Here is a 14,579-nt window from a genome sequence, read left to right on the forward strand (position 1 = left end):
GCCCGCCTGCGGGGGGCAACGATCAAGAACCCGCAAGGCGTTGATCGTGTCGGGGAGGACGGCGCGTCCTCGCACGTCGTCAGCCTCCGCGGTTGCAGAGGTCCTCGACCAGCGCGCGGACGTCCATTTCGGGCAGCGTCCACGGCAGGAAGATCACCCGGTAGATGATGGCGGCGACGACTCGGTTGATGACGTCGTCGCCGCTGAAGTCGGCGCCGGAACGCGCGGCGAAGGAGGCCGCTTCCGCCCGGCGGTCGCGCAGGCAGTCCGACTCGCTCTCGCCGGCCGCAGCCGCCCCGCCCCGAAGCAGGGCCGCGTTCACCGGAACGCCGTAGTGGCTCACCAGCTCCTGCGCCCAGCCGGTGATGTCGGCGCACAGATCCCCGGTGTCGGGGAGCGGGCGCTCCGGGTCCAGCCGGTAGGTCGCCAGGTCGTTGATCATGGTTCGAGCATCTCCCCACCTGCGGTAGATGCTCGAATGGTTCACTCCCGCCCGCTCCGCGACCATCGGGATGGTCACGGCATCGCTGCCCTGCTCGGCGATCAGCTCCTCGACCGCCTTCCGGATCGAGGTCATCACCAGCGCACTACGCCCGCCCGTCCGACGCCGTGGGGACGATTCTCCGCTCACACACCCATGCTAACGCACAGAGCTTGGCAATAACCCTTCTCGAGTCTACGCTCCATTAAGGCACGGATCTTGGCTTTAGAAGATGCTGAGATGGCCATCACTGAGGCACAGCCCCACCCCGTCTCCGGCCTGGCGGCGCCCGTCCGCCTCGCGTGCCCCCGCCGCCTGCTCCCCTCTCACGCCGCGTTCGCCGGCTCCGCGGCTGCCTTCGCGGCGCTGTACGTGGCCGCCGGAGCACCGAACCACCGGCGGAAAGCCGGGAGCGGCCCGCTCGCTGATCCCCCGCATCTCCGTACCGACGGCAGCGCGCATACGCCGCCGGCATTCCCGTCCACATGGCCGCCTGGATGCTCGCCGGGCTGTTCATGGGGCTCACACCGACGATCATCGAGAACATCCTCCACCTGCACAGCGGCCTGCTGAACGGGGCACGGCCTTCATCGAGCCCGCCGCCGCAGCCGCGGCAGGTTTGTTTCCTGTGCCGTCCGAGCCTTCGGCGTACCGTCGTAGTGGGCACCGCGAGCGTGCTGCTGGGTACCGCGGTGATCACGGCCGGAGTCGCGGTCGGCGCACTCGCCCTGCTCTGGCTGGGCGGCGTCATCGGCTTCGGCGCCTCGTTCTCCGGCGCCATCCGTACGATCGCCCCGCTCGCGGCCCCCCACGAGAGGGCGGGATTGTTCGCCGCCGTCCACATGGTCGCCTGCCTGAGCTTCGGCATCCCCACCACCATCGCCGGCCTCCTGATCACTTACGCGGGCCTGCCGGCGACCGTCCTGGGCACGGCGTCGCGATCGTCGCCGTCGCGGCTCTCGGACTGCTCGCGCAGCGCCACACCGACCCGCGGCGCTGACCCGGCCCGCGTGGCCCGGCCCTGGCACTTCCCTCACCTGTTCAGGTGAGAGACCGGAAACCCGCCGGGTGTGAAAGTGACCCCATACGCGTTGCGGAATCAGTGTTCGAAAATACATTCCATCGGAGTGTTCACATGGCTACCGGTACCACCGAGAGCAGCACCGGCGCGGGACAGCAGGCGGACTCCTACGTTGATCTGCCGAATAGGACGGTCACCGCCGCGAACGGCATCGACTACGCCTACCGGGACACGGACGACAGCTCCCGAGACGTCCCGCTGCTGCTGCTCCAGCACTTCCGCGGGAACCTCGACAACTGGGATCCCGCACTCGTCGACGCGCTCGCCACGACCAGACGCGTGATCGCCTTCGACAACACCGGGGTCGGCGGCTCCAGCGGCAGCACGCCGGGCACCGTGGAGCAGATGGCCGACGACGCCGTCGCCTTCCTGACCGCCATGAGCCTGGACCATGTCGACGTCCTGGGATTCTCCCTCGGCAGCTTCGTCGCCCAGCAGATCGCGTTGACCCGGCCGAGGATCGTGCGGCGCCTGGTCCTTGCCTCATCGGCGCCGCAGGGCGCGGCCGGGATGCACGGCTGGTCACCGGAGGTCATCGGCGCCATCGGCTCACCGAACACCGGGGCCGAGGAGGTCCTCGACGTCTTCTACACGTCCTCCTCGGCGAGCAGGAAGGCCGGCCAAGAGGCCCTGCAGCGAATGTTCGCCAGGAGCGCGGACCGGGACGCGCCCCCCTCCTGGGCCACCCGGGAAGCGCAGTACGACGCGGTCTGCACCTGGGGCATCCCCGACCACGGCATGCTCCAACGGCTCGGCTGCCTCAAGCTGCCGGTGTTCGTGGCCAACGGCGACAGCGACCCGATGATCCTGCCGCACTACTCCCAACTGCTCGCCGGGCTGATCCCGCACGCGGCCGTGAAGATCTATCCCGACTCGGCCCACGGGTTCCTCTTCCAGCACCACACCGAGTTCGCCGCCGACGTCGAAGCATTCCTCACCGAGCCGCGGTAGCGGCATCCCTCGAAAGCCCTCCCTACGGGGGGACGTGGTCCGAAGACTTTCGCGCCTGGTCCCGATTCGGAGGCCGAAGCAGACGAGAGAAGAAGCAATGACGGATCTGCTCGATGAGATCGTGGAGGCCCACGGCGGCCTAGCCCGCTGGAACGAACTGGAGACGGTCTCCGCGCGCCTCCTCCAGGGCGGCGCCGTGTGGGGGCTGAAGGGCCGGCAAGGTGTGCTGGACGACGTCCGCGTCACCGCCGGCCTGCATGAGGAGCGGGTGTCGCACCATCCGTTCGGCGCCCCCGGTCGGCGCAGTGCCTTCACGCCGGAACGCGTCGCCATCGAGACGCTCGAGGGCGAGGTGCTCGAAGCACTGGAACACCCAAGGGACTCGTTCGCCGGCCACACCCTGGAGACGCCGTGGACGACCCTGCAACTGGCCTACTTCGTCGGTACCTCGATGTGGACCTACCTCACCCAGCCGTTCAGCTTCACCCTGCCGGGCTTCGAGACGGCGGAGCTGGAGCCGTGGCAGGAGAACGGGGAGGAGTGGCGGCGGCTGCGCGTGATCTGGCCCGAGCATCTCGCGACCCACGAGCGCGTCCAGACCGTGTACGTCGGCGGTGACGGCCTGATCCGGCGCCAGGACTACGACGTCGAGATCATGGGCGGCAGCAGCGGGGCCCACCACTTCTCCGGCTACACGCAGGTCCACGGGATCTCGCTCCCCACCGAGCACCGCATCCTCCCCCGCACACCCGACGGTCAGGTCCTGGCCGAACCCCTGCTGGTCTCCATCGATCTCAGCGAGATCAGCTTCGCCTAGCCGTCCTCAGCTCACCAACCTCCAAAGACCCCTTGAAGGCCCGAGTCGGGCCACCCGAGTCGCATCGCTCCACCCGATCAGAAGGGTCAGCACCCATGTCCACGGATTCCCTCGGCTACACCGTATTCGTCTCCGGCCCGGTCCCGATGAGCGTCACCGAGCCACTGCCCAACGGCGAGGAGCGCTCCTTCCAGCCGAGCTCGACCACACTCGTCCACGGCGAGCGGGACGCCGTCCTGGTCGACCCGCCGTTCACCGCAGGCCAGATCGAGGAGGTCGCCGCGTGGGTGACCGCCAGCGGGAAGAACATCACCGCCATCGTCGCCACCCACGGACACGGCGATCACTGGTTCGGCGACAACGAGTTCGCCAAGCGCTTCGACGCGCCCGTCGTGGCCACCGCCGGCACCATCGCCGTCATGCACGGCAACGTGGAAGCCCGGCCCTTCGCCTGGGACAAGCTCTGGCCCGGCCAGATCCCCGACGCCCCGGTCACCGCCGTCACCGTCCCCGACAACACCCTCAGCCTCGAAGGACACGACCTGCACCTCGTCGAGGTCGGCCACACGGACACCGAGCAGACCAGCGTCGTGCACGTCCCCGACCTCGGCCTCGTGGTAGCCGGCGATGCGCTCTACAACGGCGCCCACATGTACATCGGCGAGTCGGCCGGAGGTGGCCTCGACGCATGGCGCGAGGCCATCAACACCGTCGAGTCCCTGGGACCGAGGTACATCGTCGCCGGCCACAAGAACAAGGAACTCGACGACGACGCCACCCGCGTCATCGCCTTCACCCGGCGCTACCTCGACGACGCCGAAGCCGCGCTGGCGAAGTGCTCCACCCCGACCGAGTTCTTCCAGGCGATGCTCGACAGTCACTCCGACCTCCCCTACGGCAGGACCCTGGTGTGGGTGGGCGCCAAGGCGACCTACGCGCTGCGCGAACCGGGGGCCGACCCCATCGCCGCCGCCGTGGGCGCCTGGTTCTAGCGGCATCCCCGGCCTCGCAGCAGGTCGGCTCCCTCTACCCGAAGCCGCCGCGCGACCGGGACCTCACCCGGCCGCGGAACGCCGAGGAGCCCGGTGTGGTGACGACTTCCGTATCGCCTGCGGCCAGGGCCGCTCCCGGCGTCCGTGAGCACTTCAGGAGACTGGTATGGACAATCGATCCGAGACCGCACCAGCCCGTGGACGAAGCGAGCGGGTGCGGCCCGCGACGACACACCTGATCGTCCTGCCGGGCGGGGGCTACGCCTCACACGCCCCGCACGAGGCAGAGCCGATCGTCGAATGGCTCTCCGCATCGGGCCTGTCGGCGAGCGTCTTCCGCTACCCGCTCCACGTCCGGCACCCCGAACCCCTCCTGGCCCTTCGGGCCGAGATCCGCCGCAGGCGCGCACAGGGCGCGGACCGCATCGGGGTGATCGGCTTCTCGGCCGGCGGGCACCTCGCGGGCCTGGCCGCGCTCACACCCGGCGACGATCCACACGAAGCCGTCCACTTCGCCGTCCTCGGCTACGCGATCACCTCCATGGAGACCGAGACCTACCGGCCCGCGCGACTGATCCTCCTCGGGGAGAACGCCACACCACACATGCGCCGCCAGACATCCCTCGACGCCCTGGTGACCACCGGGGCTCCGCCCTTCTTCCTGTGGCACACCGCTGAGGACATCTACGTCCCGCCCGAGCACACCTATCGCCTCGCCTCGGCACTGGCCGCCCACGAGGTACCGGTGCACGTCTTCGCCCACGGCCCCCACAGCCTCGGCCTCGCCCAGGGCGCCGGCGACGCCGCCGCCTGGACGAAGCTCGCACAATCCTGGATCGCCGAACAGGCCGCTGCGGGCTCCACGAGCGCATCCTGACCAGCTGTCCCCACACATGATCCGGCACCGCACGAAATGGACTGCGCCGATGACAGAGTTCGCCCCGGTACCGGAATTCGCACGAGGGCCCGAGATCCCCAGTTCCGGCTACCACGTCACGGATCTCGGCGGAGGCGCCTACGGCATCACCAGCGGCATGGTGAACACCATGTTCCTGGTCACGCGTAAGGGAGTAGTCGTCGTGGACGCGCCCCCGGACCTCGACGGGAAACTGCTGGACGGTATCGCGGAGGTACGTCCAAGCCGATCACCCACCTGATCTACAGCCACGCGTACGCCGACCACATCGGCGACGCCCATCTACTGGCCCACGACGGCCTGACGATCATCGCGCACGAGCTCACCGCGCAGTTCGTGAAGGAGGCCCGCGACGAGCACCGGCCCGTCCCCGACAGCACGTTCAGCGGAACGCGCAGCGAGCTGACGATCGACGGGGAGCGACTCGTCCTTGAGTACAAGAGACAGCTCAAAGTCTCGATGGACGCGGTCGTCGAGCGCGCCGCGGACCGGTCTCTGCGCACCTCATGCAAGGTGCCCCCGGCAGGATTCGAACCCCCGCACACGGCTCCGGAGGGCAGGCGCGTTCCCGACAATAATCGGCCCCTGTCCTGCGAGAACCTTGATTCACATCTCACCGAGCCCGTACTTCACTCGGGGCTTGCGCCTGTGACGTCGCGGTATTGCGGGTGGTTCACCCTGGCCAAGCTGACCACAACCGTGCTACCGCCTCAGCGGCGATCGCCAGGCGCGCCGTGATCGACGTCGTTCCGCACATATTCTCTGCGCAGGTACTCGCGTAGGGCCGACGTAGGGACCCTGAAGGATCGGCCGCCAGTCCTGATCGCGGGAAGGTGGCCACTGTTAACCAAGCGATACACCGTCATTTTGCTTACGTCCATGACCGAGGCCACTTCCGCGACGGACATGAATTCCACCTCGTCGAAATCGTTGAGAGACCTGGGAGTTGGACGCGGCTTGGCGGCGGGGTTGGCGCGCTGCTCAGTACCGGCACCGCTGGCTGTATCTGGCCGGATGCTGAGCATGCTCAGCAGCCCCCGCAAGGCTTCCGCGTCGGCAGCAGTTACTTCCCGCTGCCCGATCACTGCGACGACACCAGCAGTGGCCGCTACCACTTCGTCTGAAGCATCTGGCAGTGCTGCTTTTAGCATGTCTCGGATCACGTCTTCGGCCTTGGCCTTCTCAACCATGATCACTGCTTCCCGCCGCCTACCCACGGACGCATCTCGATTACAAGGTTGCGCATGCCCAACACCTTCCCACTTGCGCGAGCAGCAGGCACTGCGCTCGGGCCAGCTGTTCAGCGCGTTGTCGCGCATCGGTGGCAGATATATCGTCAAATTCCGACACGTTGTCGGCGATATGTCGCACCGTTTTTGTCCAGCGATCCTTACTCAGCGCCCAATTGCCGGCATGTGCTTTGTTCACGTACTCCTCAGCGAAGTGCTTGGACTCGCCGCCCCGGTCATACAGTTGGCTCAGTGACGTCATGAAGAGCCGCCCTGGGGTGGGGACACCACGTAGCCAGCTTCCGCGAGCATCCGGGCCAGCACTGCTGCCTCCGAGTTGCGCCGTCGCCGATCTACCTGACGGTTCACCAGATAGCCAGTGACTCCTCCTACGACAGCTGGGGCAGCGAGCCAGCCCATGAGAGACAACAACCAGCTCAAAGGTCGCAGGCGAGTCTCAGCGGGTGATGTGATTCCTAACATCACCTCGTAAGAGGTGGTCCACCCGATGAGGAAGCCACAGAGAACGTACATGGCGCCAAAGCTCGCCAGCCACCATGAACCTCGGGTCAGCAGCCAGTAAATCGGTCGGTTGAATCGCGAGAGCCCTCTGTATCGGTCACGGACCGACTCCGATAGCCGATCACCTGGGGGAGGCGGGGGCGCGACAGGAGGAGAGGTCACACGGAGACGGTAGCGACAGGGCTACCGCCTTGGGAAGGTCAGTGGTCGGCCGAGACCCTCTCGGTCGGGACTGGTTGCTGGCCCTAGCCGAGAGGTTCCGTGGCAGGACTCGGACATGCGGCCAAGGCACAGGACGGAGCAGTCGGCAGGGGCGGATGTTTGCTGAACCGCGGAACCTCGCCCCAGCACACGCCACCTGCAAGGGAACGAAAAGTGACCGGCTGCCCAGCCCACTCGAACTCGCCCGGCTGGCCGCCCGCAACGAGGCCATCCTGCAGTCCCCCACCCACTCCGCCGCACCCTGCAACTCAGCCTGAGTAACGCCCTGCCCGGCCGGCGGGTGCCCTCGTGGTCAGGGTTCCTGAAGGCAGTAGGGATGACCGCCTGAAGCGACACCCAGGCGTGGTACCGCGTAGAACGTCAGCCGTCCCACGGCTCCGGAGCACAATCAGAGTTCGGTTTGCGAATGGGCTTTGGCCAGCAGGTTCCTTGATCCCAGGAGGCGTCCGGTGGCCTCCCGCATCGCAGATAGCGCGAAGTCGGAAGTCGCCTCCGGCTCCTGCGTCCGTTGGAAGGCCGGCGCCGACGATGGGCTGCCCCCCCGGGTGTTACAGCCATCTGTGACCGGACAGCCTGGACACTGGCACTCTGACCTGTCCGGACTGCTTGTGCAGGTGAGCGGCAAAGCCGGTCAGCCGGACAGGTAGGACGCTGGTATAGGAAGTCGCCCCCCTATGCGCAGGGTGGTGGTCTGACCGACGCCGAGAGGGCCGCGCGGGAGCGGATCCGGTTGCAGGTTGTCGTCCGCTTCGAGGGCGGGCAGACGAACCGCGAGTTCACCGCCGCTTTGCGGGGGAGCGAACGATCGGCCGACACGGTATGGCAGTCAGTGCGGGCCAGTGCCAGGGAGCCGCCCAGGGGGCGCGCGGACGTAAGGGCACTGCTCCTTGCTGGTGGGTTGAGCAAGCTGATGGACGGGCAGCGTTGCCCCAACCTGCACGAGCCGCTTCGCAGCCGTGGCCTTCCAGAGACTCATTCAGGCAGCTACTCGGAGGTTCCTTGCATGCTCGCTGAAGGTGACGCGTCAGGGGCCGACAGTTCTGCCGACCCTCCGAGCACCCCCGAAATCGACAGAGAATATGTCCGACGCGTTTACGACCGGGTGATTGATTGGTACAAAGTTGCCGAATCTAAGGCGCAATTGATTCTCACAGTGAACGGGATTTTAGTCACGGTGCTCTTCGGCATCACTGCTGACAATGTCACAAGTAAGCATGAGCTGCGCAAAGTTTCAGGTGTTGAAACCTGGCTCTTCCTCTCTGTCTCAACGGGCGCGCTACTGGGGGCCGTTACGTGTGCGGCGGCATGCCTGTGGTCACGCCACGGTGCAAACTACAAGGGAACGTTCGCCCGTCTCGGTGTGCGACCGAATGATCCTAGTACTTATAGGCCGGAAGTTCTTTGGTATTTTGGGGATATGGCGCACCTAGAATTAGAACCCGCTGCCGCTCTAATCAGTCAAGCTGATGCCGGGTTTGAAGTAGCAACACTCTCCTACAATGTGGTTCACTTGGCCGGAATCGTACTTCGCAAGCATCGGTGCATAAATGCTGGTTGGGCCCTGACGGCCTTAGCTATCATCTCGCTTATCCTCGGCGGGGCCAGCGTTTTCATACGGGCTCAAATCTGAGGTAATCCCCCATTCATCATCACCCAGGGTTGCGTCGTATTCGCGTTGCGGCTGGCTTGATCACGTGATGCTGAGGGTGGTCAGCGGCCGGGTGGTGCCCCGGGGCGTCTGGGGAGTCCGGAGACGATGTTGTCGAAGCTGGCCAGGCGGAGGGCGCCGATGGCGCGGGCTGCGGTCCCGGTCCGGAGTTGGGAGGTGTCCTCGGCGAAGGTTGTATCGCGCACGTGGTGGATCTTGTTCTCGATGCCCTCAGTGCCCGCGGACGCGTGCGCTGGCGAATAGGGACAGGTGGACGTCAGGAAGCCTGCTTGCCTGCGGCGCGCTTCTTACGGGGGAGACCGATGCAGTCCTCACCGGCAATGGGGAGGCGTGCCTGCACATCGACCTCGTGAATCGCTCTTCCCTCAGGCTTCGGCTCGTCCGCGACATCTGAGCTCGCCTCCGACCGGACACCCCAGACAGCCTCTGCTCCTACTGTCCGGGGTGTTTATGCAGGTCAGCGCCTTAGTCGGACAGTCCGGATACCTTTCGCCGCGCTCCGGTGGCTGTCGGCCGGCGCATGTTCGCTAGACGGACCCATAGAACTCGTAACACGATCTTGTGGATGGGTGCTGGTCGGGCGTGACCGGTACGACGATTCCGCCGTTCGTGAGGTGTGGGGAATCGGCCGTGGATCGTGGAGGATGAACTGTAGGAGCTGATCGAGCCGTTGCTGCCGCCGTGGCCGCGGAAGGCTCCCGACCCGAGGCCGGTGGATGACCGGCGGTGCCTGCAGGGCATCCTGTACGTGCTCTACAACGACGTCAGTTGGCAACTGCTGCCGCTGGAGCTGGGGTTCGGCTCCGGACAGACGTGCTGGCGTCGGCTAGGTCGGTGGCATGAGGCCGGCGTCTTCGAGACGCTGCACGGCATCCGGCTCGCCGAGTTGCACGCGGCCGACGCCCTGGACTGGACCCGGGCCTGCGTGGATGCCTCCCACATCCGCGCGAAAGAAAGGGGGCGAGGCGACCGGCCCGTCACCGGTCGACCGCGGGAAGACGGGTAGTAAACACCATCTGATCTGCGACGGGAAGGGCACCCCGTTCAAGGTCATCACCACCGCGGCCAACGGACCGCCTTCCGGCCTCGCGTAAAGAAGAGCTGCTCGCCCGGCGGCATCTTGAAGCGGTCGGGAGATACGTTCAGCCGATGGTGAAGCGCTGGTTCTGGGCGCCTCGGTCGCAGCGGGCAGTGCGGTAGTAGCCGTTGTCCTGCTGGTAGAGGCAGCGGCCCGTGCCGACGCTTTGGAGCATGATGGCGCTGCGGGCGGCGGGCTGGACGGTGCGCCACTTCTGGTATGAGCCGCCGTTACAGCGCAGGGGGTAGACGTCGCCCCGGTCATTGCTGTCGAGGCAGCGGTCCCAGAAGTTGTTCTTAAGAGTGGTGCTGGTGTTGAGGCGGCCGTTCCACTGCCACAGGAGGCTGCCGCGTCCGGTGGTGCAGCGGTCGCCCTTGAGGCCGGTTTCGGAGGTCTCGCGCAGGCAGTCACCGTAGCGGTAGTTCGCGAAGCGGCTGGTGGCGGTGGCAGCCGAGGCGGGTGTGGGGGTGAGGAGGGCGAGGCCGGCTGCGGCGATGAGGGCGGCGAAGGCTTTCCGGGTCGGGCGGCGCACTGGGGGCTCCTTACAGTGGTTTTCCGAGGTACCTCAACAGGATCCCCGAACACCACCGCCTACGCCTGAAGGATGGGGAAAACCCGCTGACGACTCCTGAAGGTCCGAGAGGGGCGGGTCATCGTTCTGCGAGCCCGGGAGCTTCTCGACCACGTCCTCGGAGCGGCCCAGTCGGCCCCACTCCTTCCGCCTTTGTCTCTGCTCGTAGGAGACGACACCGTGTCCTCGGGTGCCGTCGTGGAAGTCCCGATCATGGACGACCTCGCCGCGTTCACGGGCGCCTTTGTCCTGGATATCGATCGGGCGTGGGACCTGGTGCACGACTTCACCCAGACGTGGGCGGCCAGCCCTCTGGGTGAGTGGTGTGAGTTGTAGCCAAAAGCTCGTGACACGGTCATGATCGGTGCTTCTTCAGTCGTCTCCAGCAGATGAGGCCGCAGGCCAATGAGACGAAGGCATCGTGGAGTTCGGTTCGGCGTTCCCAGCGGACGGCGAGGCGTTTGAACTGGTGGAGCAGGTCGAAGGTCTGCTCCACGACGTAACGGAGCTTGCCCAGGCCCTTGATGTTCGGGGCGCCCTTGCGGGAGATCACCGGCAGGATCCGGCGCTTGCGCAGCTCCTCGCGGTGAGGGTTGGAGTCGTAGCCCTTGTCCCCGAGCAGCGAATCGGGGCGGCGTCGTGGTCGGCCGGGACGCCCGGCCACCGGCGGGACGCCGTCGAGCAGGGCGAGGGTCTGAGTGACGTCGTTGACGTTCGCCGCGGTGGTGATGACCTTGAGCGGGGTGCCGCGTCCGTCGCAGATCAAGTGATGCTTGCTGCCTGTCTTCCGGCGGTCGACCGGTGACGGACCGGTGTCGGCTCCCCCTTTCTCGCACGGATGCGGGAGCCGTCCACACACGCCCTCGACCAGTCGAGTTCGCCGGCCGCATTCAGCTCGGCGAGCAGAATGCGGTGCAGCCGGTCGAAGACCCCGGCCTGCTGCCACCGCTCCAGACGCCGCCAGCAGGTCTGTCCGGAACCGAACCCCAGCTCCAGGGGCAGCAGTTGCCAGGCAATGTCGTTGTAGAGCACGTACAGGATGCCCTGCAGACACAGCCGGTCTGCCACCGGCCGAGGCCCCGGCGATCGCTCCGGCCAGGGCGGCATCAGCGGCTCGATCAGCGTCCACAAGTCGTCATCCACGATCCACGGCCGAGCACTCACACCCTCCCGAACGGGCGAATCGTCACATCGGTCACGCCCGACCAGGGCACCTCAACAAGATCGTGTTACGAACTCTATGTCGGCGCCTGTGGACTATTCGTGGACAGGATCTTGAAGCATCCGAGCAGCTCAACCCCGGAAGTAGCAACGACCCGCACCTAAAGCCGCCCGTTGCCCGTCCTCAGCGGGAAGACGGAACCGTCCTTGCCCGCTCCGTAACGGTCAGGTAGATTTCCTGCCTTTTGCCTGTCTTCACCAATTACTTAGCCGTCAACGTGGTACAGGCTGCCGTCACTTGCGGCGCCCGTGGATCAGCCGAAAGCCCAGGTCGGGGGCGCCGCGGGCTGGCGGACCACGGTCGTATACCGTCCCGCCAAGAGTGATCGACAGGGAGGGGGCTAGCTGTGAAGGTGGGCTGGCGAAGACTGGTTGCCGCGAGTGTGGCAATGGCCGCGAGCGGGGCACTCATGTCGGCTTGTGGGCCGGTCGCAGACACGGGGAAAGGACGAGACGCAAGCAGCACTGAGCGTTCCGACGAGGAGAATTTCGGATCCACGGCGCTGTCGTTCGACTACGTGGGCGACTCCGGCGAAGACGAAACCATCAATCAGACCCTGCAGATCACGAACGATCTGCCCGCCTCTGTGGTCCCAGTGCTGTCATTCAAGGCACTGGACAAGCATGATCATGTGCTGCGCCAAGTGAAGGTGAGCACGATCTACGGAAGCGACCGGGGGGAACTGGTGGCTCCGTATGGAATGAGCTTCGACATCCTGCGATTTTCAGGCCCGGGCAAACATGACGTGGCGGACGTCCGTGTGACGGTGAGGCGCACGACCATCGCTTCCATTCCCGCCGGCCAGCACGCGGTGACGACGCAGGCGCTGGACAGCCACGGGCGCGAGATCACCAGGTTCGAGGGTTTCTCGGCAGTCAAGCTGACCAACGAGGACGACATCCCCGTCTCCGTACGGATCGCCTACGTTCTGTGGGACCAGCCGCCCAAGGGCGTCACCCAACAAGCCGTCGAGGTCACCGCGATTGGCGGCCTGACGGAGGTGCCAGCCCAAGGCACCGCGATCGTCCACGTGACCGGGAAAGCAGCCGCCGCGGTGGCCCGCAACTCCTATGGCCCGGCAGTGAGCATCAAGGCGTACAACTCGCAGTAGCCGTGAAGGCTTGCGGTGTCCTCACCTTGAGACCGCCGCAAGCCCCACCGATCCTGCATGACGGCGACACACGACAACAATGTCGATCATTCAGGCGGGGTCTCCGGACGTTGGCCCGGATGTCCGAGCCGACCTCCAGAAACAGGGTTGGACCATGGGTGAATGGCGCACTCATGACAAGGACCTGAAGCGATACACATCCCATGGAAGGTTGGGGGAATTCACTATCTTCGTCTCCTACCTGAAGGGCTTCGGCCAGACGGACGTGATCGCGAGTACTCCGTGCCTGAAGGGCTCGCCGCTCACGAAGTCCTCGATGTTCCCCCAACCTGGCACCACCGAACCCCAGTAGGTTCCCAGCGGTGTGCATGACGACGAGGTCGGCGGACTGTGGCTTAGTGTTGGCTAGTTCGTGCCCGCACGCTCCTCGTGCAGCAGCCGCGCGAACTGGTCGGGATCATCTCTGCGCATGCGCTTGAGCTGCCGCAACTCCCATGCCCCTGCCTTGCCAAATCGGCGACATGCCATCTCGATGAGCTCCGCCGGAGCGACGGTGTCCCGTGTCGGACTTCTGGACGCGTTCTTGTCGCGAGGACTCGCCCCCGTGGTGAAGGTGGCACGTTTGCGAGTTCCGTCCGGCCGGATACGCCCTCGGGCTTCATCGTTGGCCACGCATTGAGCATAGGGCGGCGGCCGCCAGCACCATAGGTCCTGTTGAGCGATGGAGAACTACGTGAGGTCAGCTCCGCAGGTTTGGCCGGTGGCCTGCCCAGTCTGGGGTCGGGCATGATCAGGGGGCCTTACGCTGGCCCGCGAAATCGGGCAGGTGTCCCCCTGCCCCTGTTGTGCCCGATTGGCCCCCTGGTCTTGCCCGACGCGGGACCCGGATTGGCGAGGTGGGTAAGCTGCGGAGCCGACCGTCCCCCGTTCCGGCCTGGTATTTCGTCCCCGTAGTGGGCGCGGGTCGGCGCCAGCGCGCGGCCCCACTGGCGTAGACATTGTGAGGGCCGCGCGGCACCTCTGATCAGAGATTCAGACTCCCCAGCAGTTCAGGAGGCCGGTGAAAGGGGGCTGACGCGTCGGCGCTCCGTCGGCTGCTTCCCTGCCGCCCTGCTCCGAGTGCCTCGCGAAGGCAAGGGACGATGGGTCCAATGCGTGCGCAGAGATGGGCGGGTGCACTTTATGAGCCCGCGTCACATGACGCCCGTCCACGCCTGCGACGAATCGGCGTCGCACTGTTACGCGAGCGGATCGCCGCTGGGTCCTATCCGGAGGGGTTGCCGTCCGAGGCCGAGATCGGGCGCGAATTCGGGGTGGTCCGTATGACAGTTCGGCGTGCTGCCAGCCGTCCGCCGCTTCCCATAGGGCGCGCTGCGCGTGGGCTCAGGCGGTGCGCCTACGCGTTGTCGCAGGCGACCGGCCGGGGTCGCGTGCCGGTTCGTGTGTAGTTGGAGACGCCATTGACGATCATCGACGTGTCTCCCGTGAGTGCGTCGCACACGCCCACTGGCCGGGTCGGCGAATAGCAGATCAGGCTGTACTGGCCGAGGTACCGCTCCTTGGTGCAGAAAGCGCTGCTGCCGAAGCTGCTGTTGAGTGCACCGCTGATGTCTACGGCCTTGGTGGTGTTGAGAGTCGCAACCAGCGCGATCTGCGCTCCACCACTGCGGTTCGTCACGAGGCAGCCTCGGTATTGCACATGGTCGGAGACGGAGTG

General features: G+C 66.1%; 19 protein-coding genes and 1 pseudogene. 12 read left to right on the top strand and 8 right to left on the bottom strand.

The window, feature by feature from the left end; translation table 11 throughout:
* Positions 1-79: 79 nt before the first annotated feature.
* Positions 80-577, bottom strand: coding sequence for a helix-turn-helix domain-containing protein (locus ABZX90_RS05820; protein WP_355201728.1), 498 nt, complete (start codon positions 575-577; stop codon positions 80-82).
* Positions 578-966: 389 nt separating this feature from the next.
* Between ABZX90_RS05820 and ABZX90_RS05825 the strand changes: the two genes are divergently transcribed.
* The 6 genes from ABZX90_RS05825 (at position 967) to ABZX90_RS05850 (ending at position 5,479) form a co-directional block, all read left to right on the top strand.
* Complete coding sequence (locus ABZX90_RS05825; RefSeq protein ID WP_355201730.1) at positions 967-1,530, top strand: hypothetical protein; 564 nt, start codon at positions 967-969, stop codon at positions 1,528-1,530.
* Positions 1,531-1,616: 86 nt separating this feature from the next.
* The gene (locus ABZX90_RS05830; RefSeq protein ID WP_355201732.1) at positions 1,617-2,513 is read left to right on the top strand and encodes an alpha/beta hydrolase; all 897 of its coding nucleotides are present in this window, start codon (positions 1,617-1,619) and stop codon (positions 2,511-2,513) included.
* 97 nt (positions 2,514-2,610) lie between these two features.
* Positions 2,611-3,330 (top strand): hypothetical protein, encoded by a 720-nt coding sequence (locus tag ABZX90_RS05835; RefSeq protein ID WP_355201734.1) that lies wholly within the window; start codon positions 2,611-2,613, stop codon positions 3,328-3,330.
* Positions 3,331-3,425: 95 nt separating this feature from the next.
* Positions 3,426-4,322, top strand: a complete 897-nt coding sequence (locus ABZX90_RS05840; RefSeq protein WP_355201736.1) for an MBL fold metallo-hydrolase — start codon at positions 3,426-3,428, stop codon at positions 4,320-4,322.
* A gap of 166 nt (positions 4,323-4,488) precedes the next feature.
* Positions 4,489-5,199 carry an alpha/beta hydrolase gene (locus ABZX90_RS05845; RefSeq protein WP_355201737.1) on the top strand — a complete coding sequence of 237 codons (711 nt, stop codon included), beginning with the start codon at positions 4,489-4,491 and terminating at the stop codon, positions 5,197-5,199.
* A 49-nt stretch (positions 5,200-5,248) separates the two neighbouring features.
* A complete protein-coding gene (locus tag ABZX90_RS05850; protein ID WP_355201739.1) occupies positions 5,249-5,479 on the top strand; it encodes a hypothetical protein in 231 nt (76 codons plus the stop codon).
* Between the two features lie 469 nt (positions 5,480-5,948).
* Here the strand turns inward: ABZX90_RS05850 and ABZX90_RS05855 are convergent, their stop codons facing one another.
* The 3 genes from ABZX90_RS05855 to ABZX90_RS05865 all read right to left on the bottom strand — a co-directional run bounded on the left by ABZX90_RS05855 (position 5,949) and on the right by ABZX90_RS05865 (position 7,001).
* A complete protein-coding gene (locus tag ABZX90_RS05855) occupies positions 5,949-6,146 on the bottom strand; it encodes a helix-turn-helix domain-containing protein (protein WP_355201792.1) in 198 nt (65 codons plus the stop codon).
* Between the two features lie 322 nt (positions 6,147-6,468).
* The gene (locus ABZX90_RS05860; protein ID WP_355201741.1) at positions 6,469-6,729 is read right to left on the bottom strand and encodes a DUF6313 family protein; all 261 of its coding nucleotides are present in this window, start codon (positions 6,727-6,729) and stop codon (positions 6,469-6,471) included.
* The gene (locus ABZX90_RS05865; protein ID WP_355201743.1) at positions 6,726-7,001 is read right to left on the bottom strand and encodes a DUF6313 family protein; all 276 of its coding nucleotides are present in this window, start codon (positions 6,999-7,001) and stop codon (positions 6,726-6,728) included. The genes ABZX90_RS05860 and ABZX90_RS05865 overlap by 4 nt, the downstream gene beginning before the upstream one ends.
* A 1,213-nt stretch (positions 7,002-8,214) precedes the next feature.
* Here ABZX90_RS05865 and ABZX90_RS05870 point away from each other — a divergent pair.
* A complete protein-coding gene (locus ABZX90_RS05870) occupies positions 8,215-8,841 on the top strand; it encodes a hypothetical protein (RefSeq protein WP_355201745.1) in 627 nt (208 codons plus the stop codon).
* An 80-nt stretch (positions 8,842-8,921) separates the two neighbouring features.
* On the opposite strand, the gene ABZX90_RS05875 is transcribed toward ABZX90_RS05870, so the two are convergent.
* Positions 8,922-9,065, bottom strand: coding sequence for a hypothetical protein (locus ABZX90_RS05875; RefSeq protein WP_355201747.1), 144 nt, complete (start codon positions 9,063-9,065; stop codon positions 8,922-8,924).
* A 527-nt stretch (positions 9,066-9,592) separates the two neighbouring features.
* Here ABZX90_RS05875 and ABZX90_RS05880 point away from each other — a divergent pair.
* Positions 9,593-9,886 carry a transposase gene (locus tag ABZX90_RS05880; protein ID WP_355201749.1) on the top strand — a complete coding sequence of 98 codons (294 nt, stop codon included), beginning with the start codon at positions 9,593-9,595 and terminating at the stop codon, positions 9,884-9,886.
* A gap of 136 nt (positions 9,887-10,022) precedes the next feature.
* On the opposite strand, the gene ABZX90_RS05885 is transcribed toward ABZX90_RS05880, so the two are convergent.
* The gene (locus tag ABZX90_RS05885) at positions 10,023-10,490 is read right to left on the bottom strand and encodes a hypothetical protein (protein ID WP_355201751.1); all 468 of its coding nucleotides are present in this window, start codon (positions 10,488-10,490) and stop codon (positions 10,023-10,025) included.
* Between the two features lie 192 nt (positions 10,491-10,682).
* Here ABZX90_RS05885 and ABZX90_RS05890 point away from each other — a divergent pair, with 192 nt between their 5' ends.
* The gene (locus ABZX90_RS05890) at positions 10,683-10,865 is read left to right on the top strand and encodes a hypothetical protein (RefSeq protein WP_355201753.1); all 183 of its coding nucleotides are present in this window, start codon (positions 10,683-10,685) and stop codon (positions 10,863-10,865) included.
* A gap of 19 nt (positions 10,866-10,884) precedes the next feature.
* On the opposite strand, the pseudogene ABZX90_RS05895 reads toward ABZX90_RS05890, so the two are convergent.
* Positions 10,885-11,636: pseudogene (locus tag ABZX90_RS05895) on the bottom strand (IS5 family transposase).
* 461 nt (positions 11,637-12,097) lie between these two features.
* On the opposite strand from ABZX90_RS05895, the gene ABZX90_RS05900 reads away from it, so the two are divergent.
* The 3 genes from ABZX90_RS05900 to ABZX90_RS05910 all read left to right on the top strand — a co-directional run bounded on the left by ABZX90_RS05900 (position 12,098) and on the right by ABZX90_RS05910 (position 14,310).
* Positions 12,098-12,862, top strand: coding sequence for a hypothetical protein (locus ABZX90_RS05900; protein ID WP_355201755.1), 765 nt, complete (start codon positions 12,098-12,100; stop codon positions 12,860-12,862).
* A 211-nt stretch (positions 12,863-13,073) separates the two neighbouring features.
* Positions 13,074-13,214, top strand: a complete 141-nt coding sequence (locus tag ABZX90_RS05905) for a hypothetical protein (RefSeq protein ID WP_355201757.1) — start codon at positions 13,074-13,076, stop codon at positions 13,212-13,214.
* A gap of 799 nt (positions 13,215-14,013) precedes the next feature.
* Complete coding sequence (locus tag ABZX90_RS05910; protein ID WP_355201759.1) at positions 14,014-14,310, top strand: GntR family transcriptional regulator; 297 nt, start codon at positions 14,014-14,016, stop codon at positions 14,308-14,310.
* Here ABZX90_RS05910 and ABZX90_RS05915 read toward each other — a convergent pair.
* On the bottom strand, positions 14,259-14,579 hold a 321-nt coding region (locus tag ABZX90_RS05915; RefSeq protein WP_355201761.1), incomplete at its 5' end, for a hypothetical protein. The two genes, ABZX90_RS05910 and ABZX90_RS05915, sit on opposite strands and share 52 nt — an antisense overlap.

This window comes from Streptomyces sp. NPDC002935 (assembly GCF_040611295.1).
Classification (GTDB): domain Bacteria; phylum Actinomycetota; class Actinomycetes; order Streptomycetales; family Streptomycetaceae; genus Streptomyces.

Coding starts and splice junctions, on each gene's coding strand:
- ABZX90_RS05865 (WP_355201743.1), bottom strand. CDS start 7,001: ATGTACGTTCTCTGTGGCTTCCTCATCGGGTGGACCACCTCTTACGAG.
- ABZX90_RS05855 (WP_355201792.1), bottom strand. CDS start 6,146: ATGTCCGTCGCGGAAGTGGCCTCGGTCATGGACGTAAGCAAAATGACG.
- ABZX90_RS05910 (WP_355201759.1), top strand. CDS start 14,014: ATGCGTGCGCAGAGATGGGCGGGTGCACTTTATGAGCCCGCGTCACAT.
- ABZX90_RS05860 (WP_355201741.1), bottom strand. CDS start 6,729: ATGACGTCACTGAGCCAACTGTATGACCGGGGCGGCGAGTCCAAGCAC.
- ABZX90_RS05840 (WP_355201736.1), top strand. CDS start 3,426: ATGTCCACGGATTCCCTCGGCTACACCGTATTCGTCTCCGGCCCGGTC.
- ABZX90_RS05850 (WP_355201739.1), top strand. CDS start 5,249: ATGACAGAGTTCGCCCCGGTACCGGAATTCGCACGAGGGCCCGAGATC.
- ABZX90_RS05870 (WP_355201745.1), top strand. CDS start 8,215: ATGCTCGCTGAAGGTGACGCGTCAGGGGCCGACAGTTCTGCCGACCCT.
- ABZX90_RS05820 (WP_355201728.1), bottom strand. CDS start 577: ATGACCTCGATCCGGAAGGCGGTCGAGGAGCTGATCGCCGAGCAGGGC.
- ABZX90_RS05830 (WP_355201732.1), top strand. CDS start 1,617: ATGGCTACCGGTACCACCGAGAGCAGCACCGGCGCGGGACAGCAGGCG.
- ABZX90_RS05835 (WP_355201734.1), top strand. CDS start 2,611: ATGACGGATCTGCTCGATGAGATCGTGGAGGCCCACGGCGGCCTAGCC.
- ABZX90_RS05845 (WP_355201737.1), top strand. CDS start 4,489: ATGGACAATCGATCCGAGACCGCACCAGCCCGTGGACGAAGCGAGCGG.
- ABZX90_RS05825 (WP_355201730.1), top strand. CDS start 967: ATGGCCGCCTGGATGCTCGCCGGGCTGTTCATGGGGCTCACACCGACG.